We start from the raw sequence: 15,767 nt of genomic DNA, 5'->3' as shown, positions 1-15,767 counted from the left end.
TCCTGCACGAAAACTTCTACGGCTTCCGCAACGATCGCCTGGAAGTCGTCTGGCCGATTCTGGGGCGTGGCAAGATTCAATAAACAATGCTGATAACCAAAAGCTCCCATAACAATTCGTTCGCGACTTAACCGTCGTGATTTGTTGAAAGGGTGGAAGGGATCAATGACACTCGTTTTAGCCAGCGAAAAGATTTACTGAAAGGCTTCGATCAATCCACACCAACTTGGATCGCTCAGGACATCTGGATGCGGAACGCAACAACAAACGGGAACGCTATGGCTTCACGCCCCGTGACAATCCCTTACGCTGAGCTGCTACATAAGTTGGCGTAGTTCCTTTCAAAGGAAACCAAAAGAAACGCCACACTACTTTCACTTCTACTATCGGCTTAAGCTCAATCGAATCCCGTCAAGCACAAAAGCAATCCCACCTAAGATTAGGAGTATCACGAATCGGACGACATAGTCATTCAAGACAATCAGCATTCCTGTCCCATAATTGACAGACATCAACCAGCGCAGTACACCACTATAGGCAAAAAAACTGACAACCACTGAAGGAATCATTAAAAGAACAATATACCCACTTCGTAATTCTTCAGGACTGAGCCTGAAAATACTCTGTGAAACGAATACGGTGCTACTGCTAACGATGGCGGCAATAATAGTCGCGAACAATGAAATCCCCATCGCGACTAAGAAAGAAGGTATTCGAACACATTCATCATCTGAAATTGTCCTGTTATTAAACATACCGACCGCTTTCCTCAAGATCATAGCACTTATGGGTAAGGACAGCAGGGCAAAAATGATGGGCACTGAAAGAGGCATTGGAGCAGGATTTGCTACCAAAAATGACATCATTGCTATAATCATATCCACTATTACCTCAACAGGCAGCATAACCAGCAAACATACCAATCCATTTGAACACAGAACAAAAGAGTATACACACCAAGCAATACCTTCAAGCGTTCTGATAGATTCGGTGCGAGAAAACGAATTTGAATCAACTCCCCTGGATGAATTAAACCAACAGAAAGCAGTTTTATTCGTCATCCATCCGATTCAACAGTGCGTTGTAATCAGTGAGGCAGCGCGTGATCAATTCTCTGAGTTCCTTGAACTCAGCCTGGTTCGCGTGCGTAGAAGTCAGCAGTGGCTGCATCCAGCCCTGCATCAGATCGAACTGTGTTTCCAGTACATTCAGCAGTGAGCGGGGAATTTTATTGACAACCGTAATTTTGTCGTCAGGAGTGAGTGCTGGCACCGCAGTTTGGGGAGCAGGCGCTGATGGTGCCGAACGCGATTGCAGCGACTGCTCAAACAGTGTGGTCACATCCTTAGCGCCCGAGGAGAGTGCCGTCTGGATGGCGTTCATACCCTCCGCCAGATGTTGGAAACGCTCTGAGAAGTCTTTGGCATAAATATCGAGGTTGGTCTCTTTCTTCTCCGTCAAACGACTCATGCCGGCGTCCATCGTTTCGCGGATGTCCTGAAGTCCCTCGCCGACATTGCTGAGCTGCAGCACTGCCTGGGCCAATCGATCTTCGCCCCCCACGCCTTTGAGCTGCTGATTTTTCTGGAACGATTTCTTGATGTCGTTCCAGCGCGCGAGCTCTGTTTCCGTTAAAATGCCCATCAGTTCTCTGAACTTTAGCAGATTGCCTTCGGTATCTGAGGTCAGCGTCTGAGCATCATTCTCATAGTTAGAGATGATCAGCGTCTCAAGTTCTTTGTCATTCATGACAGCGAACACTTTTTCGGCGATGCGGTTCATATTTCGATAAGAGCCCTGCAGTTTGAATGCGGGTTCCGTGCGGTATTCATCAGACTGGCCTGCCGAGCGGATGTATTCGCGGTTCACACTGAGAATCACATCGCGCACCCGGATCAGTTTTTTCATAGCGGAAACCATCTCATTGAGTTCTTCCACCGAGTAATTGCCTTCCAGCTCGCCGCGTTCGCCGGCTCCATCCTGTGCCATTTGAATGATGGTGTAAATGTCTTTCTGGCTGCGCGAAGAGAGCGGATTGAGTACCGGATTAGAGGTAATGCAGTTTTCCAAATAACTCATTTCGAATGCATCCGCGTGTTCACCAATCACCTCACCCAGGTTATAAATATCGGCCCGGTTAGAGAGCATATCGGGAATCTGAAATTTCTCGCCACTTTCAGTATAGGGATTGCCTGCCATCACGACGGCGACTTTTCTGCCTCGTAAATCATAGGTGCGCGTTTCGCCTTGATAAACGCCTTCAATTTTACGTTGGGCATCACAGAGCGAAATGAATTTCTGCAGGAACTCTGGATTACAGTGCTGAATGTCATCCAGATAGATCATGACATTGTCACCCATCTCCAGAGAGAGGTTTAATTTCTTGACTTCTTCCCGGGCACCCGCATTTGGAGCGGCCGCCGGATCAAGTGAGGTCACCTGATGCCCCAGCGCCGGTCCGTTGATTTTCATGAAAATAATCCCCAACCGATTGGCGATGTATTCCATCAACGTTGTTTTCCCGTAACCGGGGGGAGAGACCAGCATCAGCAGCCCCATGCGGTCGGTTCGTTTCTGCTCGCCCGCTTCGCCCATCTGCTTGGCAAGGTTATCACCAATTACGGGCAGATAGACTTCATCAAGCAGTCTGTTGCGTACAAAAGAAGTCAGCACACGCGGACGAAATTCATCGAGCCGCATTGCATCACGGGTCCGGTCCACGATCGCTTTCTTTAAGGATTGATACGATTCGAACCGTGGAACATTCACAGACTCAAATTCGGTTAACCGCTTCATATAGCGATTGAAATGAAGATGATACTCCCCATTTTGAATGCGTGCATGCGAGCCAGACAGGCCAGATATCTGTGCGGTCACGGTCGCATCAACCAGGCGGCTACGGTCGAGTTTTTCCTGAAGCAACAGCAGCGCCACTTCATCCAGATAATCGCAATCTTCGTCCGAATCCAGATGATCCAGATACGCCTGAACCCAGTCGCGAGCTAACAGAAACCAGTTCGCCGGATTTTTATTCGTAGCAGCCAGACTTTCCTGCAGACGCTCCAGCGCATTATTGTGTTTTAAATATATTTCGAACTCATGATAGAGGTCGGCTGCCCGCTTACTGATGACGAACGCTTCCCCGCGTACCAGTTCCTGAAACAGATATTCGGCAGCTTCCGGAACCAATGCCTGATCGAAACAGGAGACACCTTGTACGAATGGTGAAAGCTGCTGCTGTAATTCATTGATATAAAATTGTTGTTGCCCGGTTTGAGGAAAGACCTGCATGACCCTGCCAAAACCGGCTAATTTCGTGGCAAAGAGGGTTTTCGTTTCCGGGTCACAAAAATACTCCCAATATAAAGACGCTAATGCGCGCGCACCCGATTGATATCGCAGGAGCCCCAAAGCTGGTTTCACATTCAGCAGCGACCGTAACAGTAGTAGCGTATCCTGGTCGTGGACCCCTTTCACGTAGCCTTCACTATAACGCGGTCCCATGAACTTCTGAATGAATGCCAGCAGGTCCTCATCCGGCAGTTTGGCAAGTGAGTCTACAGAATGCTCCGGATCAGTCTCCAGCGACTTCAACAAGCAAAAAGTTAAATACTCCGCTCGATATACATTACGGTTTTCCGAAACGACTTCCTGATTCCAGACCTCTCTGGTCGCCAACAGACGTTCGTCTTCGATTACTTCAAAGAAATTGGTTCCCGTTAAATGTAACTGCAGGGCGTCATCACGATAAACAGTCGTTAAATCAAGTGGCTGGCGATTGACAGTGAACTGGCGACTACCGAGCTTAATGATATTCTCGCCGTCAACAAACAGTTCTTGCTTGTCTTTTAACTGCCGGACGGCGTCTTCGCGAACACTTTTCAGACGGCTTTGGATGTCATCGACTTTAACCGTATCCTGCAACTCGCCCAACTGCCGAACGATGTCCCGGACCTTGTCGATCATCAGGTCCGAAGCAAAGTAACCGTTAATTTCATTGATCGATTTTAGCTGCTCTGCCCGGCTTTTGATTCCGGTCAGGATGCGGTCTGCCGACTTCGCGAGCGAAGTCGCTCGCTTATTGCGGCTTTCGACTATCGCCAGCTTGCGTGTCTCAAAGGCGGCGTAAACTTCTTCCCGTTTTTCGGTTAATTGCTCGACGAATTCATCAAATTCCGAAAACCGGCCCTCGAGCTCCTCAACCTGAATCATCAGCTTGGTGAGAAAATCATCGCATTTTTCAGGTGAATCAGAAATATCAAGGTAATTGACCACCCCTTGATTCAATAGCTTGATCTGAGCGTTGAATTCCGCCACGCCTTCCACGGACATCAACTCTTTAATGCGTCGTTTCAGGGCAGCCCGGGATTGATTGATCCGGGAAAAGTTCGTTGAAATATTATCAATGATGGCAGTGCGCTGTGTTGTATCTTCGACTTTCAGATTACTGACAATATCGATCAGCATTTCCAGTTCGTTCGAGCTGGCCTCGATCTCCTGTTCGACTTTTCGTGCGTCGGCGACTTTCTCCACAGTTTGAATCTGCTCTGTCGCAGCTGTAATTCGATCTGCATACGGCTTGAGCGCATCCTCTCTCAGCAGGAACGAGACACAACGTGTCGCCAGTTTTTCGGTTCGCTCGCCGACACTTTGTTCCAGCCGATCGACCAGACTGTGATCGACATACCGCAAATCTCGTAACGAAATCACATCGCCCCGCAAGCTGCGTAAGCTTGCCAGACTCTGGACAAAGTCATCAATCCTATCAAACCGTCGATGATCGATGTCGGTAAAGGCATTTTTTGCCTGTGACTCAATTTCGGACGTTGCTTTTTTTGTACTCTGCCTGAGCTGTAAAACTTTCTCATACTCGGTGACCGCAGCTTCTGCCGCCCTCTTGATCTCGAGTACGACCTCACCTAAGGCAAATGTTTCGTTGTGGTTAATCCAGAAAAAAGAATCAAGTACAGCACTGGTCTGTTTGACCAGATCAACATACAGATTCTCGTAGGCATCTTTTCGGTAAATCAACCCAAGAAGTTCATTGCATTCGGCCATGCCGCGCACGATATCTTTGTTGCCGATTTTATTGAGATATGAATCTGCCTCGTGTGGGATCTGAAATGAATCACTGATGTACGGAGTTTTCCAGAGCTGAATCATGTGATGTTTTTGCGGCTCATCCTGACCGGAAAAACAGATCAACTCCCCCCCTTCAAAGCGGGTGAACCCATGACAAATCAAGGGAGTATCAAGCTTCTGCTCAATCACATTATACTGCAGCAGTACGTAGACTCCCTGATCCTGCTGATAGAATACATAGAGATAATCTTCGCCATTGGGAGATGCAATGCGTTCCTGATAGAGCATCTCCTGCAATTCTGTATCGAAGGTTTTCGATTCTCCGTTTTGCAGATAATAGCCGTTTGAGAAAACCAGTCCATGATCATCGGGAAGCAAAATGCAGGCATCTTGAATCGAATCCAGCCGCTGGGCTTTCTGCAATTTTTCGTTATAGATGAAATATCGAAATTGAGTTTCTTTATACGGACGAATTTTCAGCAGAATTAAGGAACCGATCAGTGCATAGAAGATCTCAGCATCATCCAGAATCTGGTCGGGATCATCAACGGGTTCGGAATAGATCCCTTCACCGGTTTCCGTATTGTTTTCAATCTTGATGGTTAGGTCGCCACCAATTGTTTCGACAAACAGTCGATCATCGATGGAAATATGAGGATGTGCCCCTTTGTAGTGCAAATCGCGGTGAGTACGCGTCCACTCAAATTCCTGCTGCGGTGGATACTGGACTTCGTGGTCACTCCGATTATCCACATACACCAGTCGGTCGCCCTGGAACGCCCACTTGAATGACTTAAAATCCTTAGGACCATTCCCGACCTTAAACAGCATATACAGAAAAGGACCTTTGACAAAAAACTTGGCAAAGGTCGCATTTTTGTAATAGCGGTAGATATCTTTGAAGTCTTTTTCGAACCCGTCATCCTGAATCAGATCGAGTGGCAAAGCATGGTACGTGCCCTCTTTGAATTCGTAAACCGAGAATACATCGCTCAGATGCGTTTCTGATTTGAGACCGAAGTGCACGTTGTAACCAAACAGAAACCGGTTCCCCACAGCCAACATATCACGGGGAATACAGTTGTGCTCGGTCGTGATGCGGTCACTGCCCAGCAACTGGGTTTCAATCGATCCAAAGACATCTTTGCGCTGCTCATTGAGTTTCCCCAGCCGCGTCTTCAGTTCTTTTCCATGGCTCTGTAAGCGATTTTGAATAATTTCATATGTACTGCTTTCGAGGGCAATCGCATCTGCGTTGCCTGCGGCAGCCTCTTCTGAACTATTTTCCAAATCAGCCATTGATCTTATTTCCCGTGGCACCTGATACCATAAATTTTACAGGCCATTGCCTTGAATTCAATCGGCTCTCTCCACTGAAGGGTAAACTTCAGCTGGAGAGCAGGCCGATAGGGCAACCTTAAAAAGTCGAAAATTTAGGTTTACACTTTTCTACTTTTTGACTTTTGCATTGATGAAGGAAGAAACTTTTTTCTCTGAAATTCCGAGATTTTTCACAGTCGCCAACAGACGATTCAAGACAGACTTGTCTTCATCGCTGTCCGCTTGCACGAGCAATTGTGAAATCAAAGCTGCCACGGAAAGATTCTTCACATCTTCAAAGGACATTCCAAACCGGGAAATAAACGTCTGGAGTTGATCTTCGAAGTACTCAGGGTTTCCATTAAAGAAGGTATTCTTGATATCTGTCAGCGTTTCGCTGTTATGCACGAAGCGATCGATCGATTTTCCACTCTTGATCGAATCTACGATCTTATCGAAGAATGTGGTTTCGCCGCCAACAATATCAATTCGGGCTGACTTGAGTGCTTCCCCAACGATTCCGGCTTGTGCTTCTGCAATCTCCCGTTGAGCAGCGATGGCCGCCAGTTCGATATCCTTATCTTTATTAATCCGAATTTTGAATTCTTCGTGCTCGCGGCCAACTCCATCAAACAGTTTCATCGCCTTGGCTTTTTCTACAATGCCAGTCGCTTCCGAACTGAACTTGAGTTGCATGACAGTGGCTTCTGCAGTTCCCGCTTTCTCTGTAGCTTCGGCCTTGGCAATTAAGACATTGGCTTCGGCTTCTCCGGTTTTCTGTGTGCCTTCCGCTTTCGCGATCATGACATTCGCCTCAGCCTGACCAGTCTTCTCGGTCGCGGTTGCCTTGGCAATCATGACCTGGGCGTCCGCCAGTCCGACAGCAGCACCGTCGGCTGTCTTGGCTTCTGCCATAACTTTGATTGCATCGGATTTCTTCTCAGTTGCCGTCTTATCAGCTTCGGCTTCAATCACGATTTTTTCAGCCAACAGTCCGGCAGAGGTTTTCTGTGCTTCTGCGGCTTTGACTTCTTTGACCAGGTTCTCTTCGGCTTCCATCTCCGCCTTGGTCACGGTCACCTGCTTGAGCCGATCTGCACCAGCAAATTCTTCGGTATCCTTGATCCGTTCCTGTTCTTCCACGACGGCACGTTCCACAATCACACGCTCGCGGATCACTTCCTGAATATTGCGTTTTTCAACTTCAATCGCTTTATCTTTCTCGATGTCGGCTACACCCACGACACGTTCGCGCTCCGTGACTTCCAACTGTCGATCTTTTTCAACGCGTTCAGTCTCGACCGCGTGTGTACGGTCCTTACTCTTCTCTGCAACAATCACCTGCCGGAGTTTGTTTTCTTCCGCAATCGCCAGTTCTTCATCCGTGCGAATGCGTGCAGATTCTGCTTTCAAACGTTCTTCATGTTCGACTCGGCTGGCTTCTGCATGTTCGCGGGCTGTTAACGAGGCGATTTCTCGTATTTGTTTTTCAACTGCTTCGATACGCTGGCGTTCCAGTTCCAAGATGGTTTCCTGGGCTTCCACATCCTGCTTCTTGATGATTTTTTCTTTTTCCCGGGTGATGTTATTCGACAGGACATGCTCACGGGCTGTCAGATCGGTAATTTTTTTGATTCCTTCCGCGTCAAGAATATTGGTGGGGCTCAGTTTTTCAACGGGCGTCTGTTCCAGATAGTCGATCGCACAGTCATCTAGAACATAACCATTCAGATCAGTACCAATAATTTTGAGGATCTCTTCTTTGAACTTATCTCGTTCGTTATAGAGTTCTACAAAATCAAAATGCTTCCCGACCGTCTTCAAGGCTTCGGAGAATTTGGCATCAAATAATTCGATCAATGCATCACGGCTGGATGCTCTGCGACATCCCAATGATTGAGCGACATTGCGAATGTCACCCACAGTATTATTCACACGTACAAAGAAGGCCACTTCGATGTCTGCTCGAATATTATCCCGACAAATCAGACCCACTTCCCCTTTACGGGCGATTTCAATTCGTTTAACCGACAAATCCATTTGCTCAGCCCGATGTACAATGGGAATCACCATGATCCCCTTACCGGTGGCAACATTAAGCCCTCCCAGCCCAGTAATCACCAACGCTTCTTCCGGCCCCACCTTGCGATAAAATCGTGAAAAAGCGACTAGCAGTCCGACAATGACGATCACTACATAAATGACCATATTGATAAAGGATAAGGCAAAGAATTCGAATCCTAACAGGTAGGAAGAGGATAAAGTAAATGCCGGCATGGACATGGTATTAAGACTCCTGGTTAATTTTTACGACGTAAAAAACCTGTTGTTCTGTGTTAAAGTCAGCCAAACGAACCAAATCCCCTTTCTGGATCGTTTCGCCTTCGGAACGAATGTGTAATTTCAATGGGGCTCCTTCCGCTTCCATTTCAGCCTGCCCAAACCGATCTGTGACCGAGGAACTTGTCACATGACAGGTCTTTCCCAATAACGCATCAATTTCATTAGGAGGGCTATACTTGAATAATCCTTTTAAAGGTTGTGTCAACAGCTTGGTCACCACCAGACTGATTCCCATATTTCGCGCAGCCAATGGCAGATAATCCAAGAGTGAATTGATCTCGATTTTGGAATCAAAATTAATCGAAAGCATCCACATACAGAGCGATAAAATGCTTAGCCAAAGCATCACTGGTACATCACCCAGATTCAGGAATTTCAGTCCAATAAATCCAAAGCTAAGAAACGCGGGCCCCTCTGCAGAAATCTCATAATCCAAATCAAAATCGAGCAAATCAAGGTCCATCACTCCCAGAATGATACTGAGCCAGTACAGCTGGCAAATTACCACCAGCACCGTCGCCGGTAACGTAGGCCATTCAAAACAGGCTTGCATAAACTCGATCACTGAACGCTCCCATTCTAAGGAGAGGTAAAAGGCAGACTTGCCCCCCGGCTCTCATTAGAAGCTGGAAAGTGAGATTGATCTCTCGTCTTCGGTATCAAAAACATTTCAACGTGTACGGTTACTTCAGTATGAACCCTAAAACCGAGTCCATAGCATTGAGAACGTAATTTTCCCGATTCGGATCACGAAAACCTGCGAAACCGGCAGATTTTTTCTCGATGTCGGAATCGTTAGCAAAAAGGGAGTTGTGCCGAGAGCATTCAATGTAAGACAACCGGCTGAGCAAAATGGAAAATCTATTCCTGTGAGTCAACTTTTGCTCAAGATTTCGATTGTGCTTTACATGTAAGCTGGGACATCAAGACGTGAAAAAAGCCACCTGTTGTAACGGTTATGTTCAACAGATGGCTTGAAAGCATTATGTAATCTGCAGGTGCTGTTAAGCTTCAGCCTGCTGTTGCTGCATTTCAATCGGTGGGGCGCCCATAATGTGGTAGCCTGAATCGACGTGATGATTTTCGCCAGATACGCCACTCGACAGATCGCTCAACAGATACATGCCGGCCTTGCCAACATCATCTGGAGTAATATTTTTACGAAGCGGTGACATGGTCTGATACAACTTCATCATCATATCAAATTCGCCAACGGCAGAGGAACTGAGTGTCTTCAAAGGTCCGGCACTCAGACTGTTGACACGAATGCCCTCTGGTCCGAGCTCGTTCGCTAGATACATGACCGAATTCTCAAGTGCTGACTTGCAGATTCCCATGACATTGTAACCGGGAATGACTTTTTCGCCGCCCAGATAACTCAGAGTCAAAATACTTCCGCCAGGCTTCAGAATCTCTTTTGATCGCTTGGCAATCGCCAGCAGACTGTAGACACTGATTTCCATAGATAGCTTGAAACCATCGCGGCTTACATTGTAGACAGGCCCCTTGAGGTCATCCATCGGAGCATAAGCAACGGAGTGCAGCACAAAATCAATTTCGCCGTACTCTTCCTTGACGACTTCGAATACTTTATCCAAGTCTTCGTCTTTAGTCACATCACAGGGAAGCATGATCTTTGCTCCCCTGGGCTCAACCAACTTTCTCAAACGACGTTCCATGCGTGGGCGTTCGGGATCTTTATCGGGAAGGTGAGTAAACGCAATCTCGGCCCCTTCGTCATAAAGTTTTTCCGTAATGGCCCATGCAATTGAATGGTCATTTGCAATGCCAAAAACCAGACCTTTTTTGCCTTCAAAAAGCCCCATACTGTGGTACTCCGTAAATATTATGAGATCTAAGAAGATTGAAGTTCGTGGAACGTCCAATCTGTTGCTGATGTCAGTTTTCGCTGAATCCGTATAAACTATTCGAATTGCGCGAAATAGAAAAGCCAAAGGCGGCTTGTTGTTCGTGAAAACAGCAAACCGCCTTTAATATGAAACTTTTTGAATGGATTGTCAGAGCCTATTCAAGCGCCCCCACCATTGTGGAAGGCTCCTGCTCAGACTGTGCTCCCTCTTCCACTTCATTTTCCTCATCTTCCTTACTTGGGAAGATGGCGTCAACAAAACCTCTAAGGTGAGCACTACGGGTCTGATGCTGTAATTTCCGCAGGGCTTTCGATTCAATCTGGCGAATACGCTCGCGTGTCACCTTGAAAATACGGCCTGTTTCTTCCAGTGTATAACTGTAACCATCGCCTAAACCGTAACGCAGACGAATAATTTCCCGTTCACGGTAAGTCAGGCTCTTGAGAACATGCTCAATTTTATCTTTCAGCATTTCACGCATGGCGGCATCGGCAGGAGAAGACTCATGGCCATCTTCCAGGAAATCGCCAAAGCTACTGTCTTCGCTTTCGCCAACGGGAGTATCCAAGCTGATCGGATGCTTCCAGGTCTTCATGATCCGTTCGGTCTCTTCGACTCCAAGACCAACGGAATCAGCGAGTTCTTCCATCGTTGGTTCGCGACCGGTCTCCTGACGAATCTGCTCACTACGTGCTTTCAGAGTGGAAATACTCTGGAACATGTGCACGGGAATTCGAATCGTACGAGCATGGTCTGCAACGGCACGGGTGATCGCCTGACGAATCCACCATGTGGCGTAAGTTGAGAACTTATAACCACGACGATATTCATATTTTTCTACGCCACGCATCAAACCGGCGTTCCCTTCCTGAATCAGATCCAGAAAGCTTAAACCACGGTTTCGGTATTTTTTCGCAATCGAAACAACCAATCGCAGGTTACCACCTGAAAGCTGCTGTTTGGCTTCTGTCCAGTCATCAAAGCGGCGTTTGATTTCACGAGAACGTGTCTGGAAATCTTCCGAAGACTCGGCAACCATGATGGTCAACTCAGACAGTTCACGTTCCAGCAAACGCGTATCGGTCGATTTATGTCGCAGCTGTTGGAAATCATTGAGCTGCTCTTCCACTTCCCGGATACGGCCGGCAATTTGATGAATTCGCTTCAGCACCGGTTGAAGACGCTGAGTACGCAAGCAAAGTTCTTCACATAGTGTTGCCATTTTTTGACGACGAACCATGATCCGTTTCTGCACTTCGCGTTGTTCTGGTTTGGTCAGCTCGCCAGACGAAAGCAATTGAAAATCACTCGAACTTTTCTCGAGCAATGCCTTCAAAGTGGCGATATTATAAGGCATGCGCCCCATAATCTGATCTTTAGTGGCGTCTTCCGTATCCGAAGTTCTCAAAGTCCGTTCGAAGGGAAGTTCGCCGGCATAGACTTTTTCCAGAGTATCAATGGCGATTTTCAGAGCAAAATCAGATTCCAACACAGTCCGACGAAATCGTTTGCGGGTGATTTCAATTTTCTTGGCGAGAAAAATTTCGCGTGAACGACTCAACAGAGGGATATTTCCCATCTGGCTCAGATACATGCGAATTGGATCACGAGAAGAAAGAGAGGTTTCCGGCTCCACAATTGATGAGGGCGATTCATCAGAATCATCATCTGCCCTCTGGGCCGCACCAGTCCCGGCGTTAGCCGCTCCCCCAACTGATGCCACTTCCTCTTCATCGATATCCACATTCGGGTCATCAATCAGATCGAGACCGCGTTCTTCCAGCCCTACCACAATATACTCGATCAGGGCAGGATCGCCTCCTTCATCAGGGAGGAAGGTATGAACCTGTTGAAATGTTAAAAAACCTTGTTTTTCCGCTTCCTGAAATAGTGAATTCAGATTTGCATCGAAACGGTGCACGGGTCACTCCCTTAATATGTATTGTCAAAAAAATTACGGCCACACGTCCGTGTGTAACCACGGCGGTCAGTTTATGAGAATAAAAGGATCGTATTTCCAGAAGACATCAAGCTTGCTTCTCTCACTACCCTTTTCCAAAATTTTGCTACTAACTTTACTCAATATTTATTAATGTCACTCTACTCTGCACCTATCAATTCCTATAGCGATAGAGCAATGAAATAATTGCAAAAACCCCAAAACCTGTCAGCAGTTTTCAAACTGAGTTCAGATTCCTTCATCCATAACCGAAAACAGAAGTAGATCGATCTAAAATACAACCTGATCGTTAGCGGTAAAATGGGCATCGCGTAGAGCATCTGAAAAACTAAGTTGCTCGAATACGCTTTCACGCTCTTAGTCGGAGCATCCGGTTCGCCAACATATTTAATCAAGAGGGTTCTCTCCCAAGGCATCCTTACTTCTCCCGAGAACCTGAAAAAGCTAATAAGCTTCCAGCTCATTTAGCCCCATCCTACCACAACTTTTCGTAACGTCTACGGAAATCCACAACGACGGTTTAAATATTTTCTAAAAAACCTCTGCAACGTTACCAGTTAACAACTTACGTAAGCTGACGGTTTTCCCCTCATTCTTAGAAGCAGTATTGATTGCGAACCCAATTATTCTGTTTAAACCTCAAAGTAATAATGTCTTAAGCAGCAGAACTACCCCAGCAAAAAACGAACACACCTCTGCTTCTTACCTCTATTTTCACACCCTCAGGTAAATAGTCAATCCCCTGATTCAAAACCTGGAGAAGCATAGATGAACATTTATCAAATAGGGCGTTTATCCAGTCTATCTGGATTCTAACAAAAACTCTGCCCCCTCCCGTGAGGAAACAATTTTGCTAGATTGAACTTATGACAGGGCTTGATATACTGGAGACTGCGAATTTTCAATAGTTTGTTTAATAAAAGTCGGTCGAGGATTACTGTCCAAACCAGAGCCTTGGTTCGTGATTGCAAACCTCACTGTAAATTTATTGGCTGTAGTTGAGAAAGTGGAATCAGTTCAAATGAGCGCAGACGACGTAGAGAAAACATCGAGCGAAGCTGTCAAAGGGCTTAAAGGAATCATTGCGGCTGACAGTTCGATCTGTCTAGTCAACGGAACCATCGGAAAACTGCTGTATCGTGGTTATAACATCGACGACTTGGCAGAACATGCGACATTTGAAGAAGTCTCTTACCTGTTGCTGAACGGAGAGCTTCCCAATGCAAGCCAGCTGGCAGAGTACCAGGAAAGCCTGAAGCAATATCGCAGTGTCCCAGGTGAACTGATCGACGCCCTTAAAATACTTCCGACATCGGCACCACCAATGGCGATGTTGCGAACTCTCATATCGCTGGCAGGAGTTTACGATCCTGACGCAGAATCTGAATCGAGTGACAAGCGGCTACAAATCTCGATCAAGTTAATTTCACAAATCCCAACTATTGTCGCTGCTATTCATCGTGTGCGAAAAGGCCTTGAGCCGGTCGATCCCGATCCCAACCTGTGTCACGCAGGAAACTTCATGTACATGATCAATGGAGAGAAACCGAGTGAGGACGCCACCCGAGCGATGGACCTGATCCTCACTCTGCACGCAGAGCATGGACTGAATGCGAGCACATTCACCAGCCGCGTGATCATTGCAACGCTGCCTGATATCTATTCCGCAGTCACAGGTGCCATAGGCGCATTAAAAGGGAAGCTGCATGGCGGAGCAAATACAGAAGTCCTCAAGACACTGTTCGAAATCGGCTCTGTAGAGAACATCGGACCTTATGTAAAAAAAGTGCGCGAAGCCAAAGGAAAATTCATGGGCTTTGGCCATGCCGTCTATCAGGTCGAAGATCCTCGCGCCAAACACTTAAAAGAACTCTCACGACGCCTGGGTAATGAAACCGGCGAACCCAAATGGTACGAGATGTCGATCGAGATGGAGAAGCTGGTTTACGCTGAAATCAAACGCAACTGCAACGTCGACTTCTATTCTGCCAGCTTGCAACACTATATGGGAATCCCCGGCGACTTGTTCACATGCATCTTTGCTGCCAGCCGCATCGCAGGCTGGTGTGCTCATATTCTGGAACAGCTTGACGGAAACAAAATTATCCGGCCGAAAGCCAATTACATCGGCTATGAAGAACGAGCTTACGTTTCAGTAACTAAGCGTTAAGCGAAAGACCGTCATTGACCACTCAAACCCCGGTTTTACACCGGGGTTTTTTCTACGATTGAATTCGCGAAATCAAACACTGATTGTTCCACAACGTATGTTTTTGAAATAAGACAGGGAGCTAACAATGCGAAACGCAGTCCGTTTTGTCAGATTCAAATCCGGGTTACTCTGCCTGACTCTCCTGTTGTGTGGACTACAGTCAGTTGATGCGCGTGTCATTTACGTGGATAATCGCGCGGGAAACAATGCCTTAAACGGCTTCTCACCCAAAATTGTTGATGGTAACAACGGCCCTGTGAAAACGATTCAACGAGCACTGGACTACGCACGACGTGGGGACAAAATCATTCTGATTAACAATCAGACCCCCTATTACGAATCGATCAGCCTGTCCGGAAAACGATTTAGTGGCATCGGAAAAGAAAAATTCACCATTCTCGGGAACGGCGTTACACTAAATGGGAGCATCAAGATTCCCATGAACGGCTGGAAACAGCTGGGAAATGATCTCTGGAAGGTTTCTCCTTATCGAAAAGGATATTTCAATCTGTACCTGGATGGAAAAGTTCTGCCGGAATACCGACCCGAGAAAAAACAACCTGTCAAACTGGATGACATCCCCGCGGGAAAATGGGCCGTTCACCAGGGAGCCATCTATTATCGCGGCTCAAAAAATCAACTGCCGCCCACCGAAGCGTTTTCTCTCGCAGGAAATTCCGTTGGCCTCTCGATGATTGATGTAGAGGGCGTTTACATTTCTGACTTGAACATCGAAAATTTCCGAATCGACGGGATCAACATCCATGACCGCTGCAAGGATGTTGTATTAGAGAAAGTGATTTGCTCAGGAAACGGGCGAAGCGGCCTTTCGGTTAACGGAACTTCACAAGTCAAAGTGATCGACTCCAAACTGATTAACAATCGCCTGGAAGACCTGCTCGTGACAGAGCAGGGAGTCGCCGATCTCAAGCAGACAGAGCTCAGCAAAAAAGGTACCGTCACTCCCTGACGTTTCAGC

General features: G+C 47.0%; 8 protein-coding genes. 2 read left to right on the top strand and 6 right to left on the bottom strand.

Going from position 1 to position 15,767, the window contains the following annotated elements; genetic code table 11:
* Positions 1-383 precede the first annotated feature (383 nt).
* From AAC022_RS13665 to AAC022_RS13640, 6 genes are all read right to left on the bottom strand, one after another.
* The gene (locus AAC022_RS13665) at positions 384-1,061 is read right to left on the bottom strand and encodes a hypothetical protein (RefSeq protein ID WP_339731745.1); all 678 of its coding nucleotides are present in this window, start codon (positions 1,059-1,061) and stop codon (positions 384-386) included.
* On the bottom strand, positions 1,051-6,381 hold the full coding sequence (locus AAC022_RS13660) for a DNA repair ATPase (protein WP_339731744.1): 5,331 nt from the start codon (positions 6,379-6,381) through the stop codon (positions 1,051-1,053). Before AAC022_RS13660 ends, AAC022_RS13665 begins: the two co-directional genes overlap by 11 nt.
* 150 nt (positions 6,382-6,531) lie before the next feature.
* The gene (locus AAC022_RS13655) at positions 6,532-8,685 is read right to left on the bottom strand and encodes a flotillin family protein (protein ID WP_339731743.1); all 2,154 of its coding nucleotides are present in this window, start codon (positions 8,683-8,685) and stop codon (positions 6,532-6,534) included.
* Between the two features lie 4 nt (positions 8,686-8,689).
* Positions 8,690-9,310: a hypothetical protein gene (locus AAC022_RS13650; RefSeq protein ID WP_339731742.1), complete on the bottom strand. Its 621-nt coding sequence runs from the start codon at positions 9,308-9,310 to the stop codon at positions 8,690-8,692.
* A 439-nt stretch (positions 9,311-9,749) separates the two neighbouring features.
* Entirely contained in the window at positions 9,750-10,571 is an 822-nt protein-coding gene (locus tag AAC022_RS13645) for an enoyl-ACP reductase (protein ID WP_339731741.1), read from the bottom strand.
* A 199-nt stretch (positions 10,572-10,770) separates the two neighbouring features.
* Entirely contained in the window at positions 10,771-12,537 is a 1,767-nt protein-coding gene (locus AAC022_RS13640) for a sigma-70 family RNA polymerase sigma factor (RefSeq protein ID WP_339731740.1), read from the bottom strand.
* 1,060 nt (positions 12,538-13,597) lie between these two features.
* Between AAC022_RS13640 and AAC022_RS13635 the strand changes: the two genes are divergently transcribed.
* Together AAC022_RS13635 and AAC022_RS13630 are read left to right on the top strand one after the other, a co-directional pair.
* On the top strand, positions 13,598-14,746 hold the full coding sequence (locus tag AAC022_RS13635) for a citrate synthase (RefSeq protein WP_339731739.1): 1,149 nt from the start codon (positions 13,598-13,600) through the stop codon (positions 14,744-14,746).
* A gap of 127 nt (positions 14,747-14,873) precedes the next feature.
* Positions 14,874-15,758, top strand: coding sequence for a hypothetical protein (locus AAC022_RS13630; protein WP_339731737.1), 885 nt, complete (start codon positions 14,874-14,876; stop codon positions 15,756-15,758).
* Positions 15,759-15,767: the final 9 nt, after the last annotated feature.

Origin of the sequence: uncultured Gimesia sp. (genome assembly GCF_963976445.1) — a bacterium.
Classification (GTDB): Bacteria; Planctomycetota; Planctomycetia; order Planctomycetales; family Planctomycetaceae; genus Gimesia.
This window is presented reverse-complemented; position numbering and strand designations above follow the sequence as displayed.

What these genes read in the sequence shown, in the direction of transcription:
- AAC022_RS13665 (WP_339731745.1), bottom strand. Translation starts at nt 1,061, where the DNA reads ATGACGAATAAAACTGCTTTCTGTTGGTTTAATTCATCCAGGGGAGTT.
- AAC022_RS13660 (WP_339731744.1), bottom strand. Translation starts at nt 6,381, where the DNA reads ATGGCTGATTTGGAAAATAGTTCAGAAGAGGCTGCCGCAGGCAACGCA.
- AAC022_RS13645 (WP_339731741.1), bottom strand. Translation starts at nt 10,571, where the DNA reads ATGGGGCTTTTTGAAGGCAAAAAAGGTCTGGTTTTTGGCATTGCAAAT.
- AAC022_RS13635 (WP_339731739.1), top strand. Translation starts at nt 13,598, where the DNA reads ATGAGCGCAGACGACGTAGAGAAAACATCGAGCGAAGCTGTCAAAGGG.
- AAC022_RS13655 (WP_339731743.1), bottom strand. Translation starts at nt 8,685, where the DNA reads ATGTCCATGCCGGCATTTACTTTATCCTCTTCCTACCTGTTAGGATTC.
- AAC022_RS13630 (WP_339731737.1), top strand. Translation starts at nt 14,874, where the DNA reads ATGCGAAACGCAGTCCGTTTTGTCAGATTCAAATCCGGGTTACTCTGC.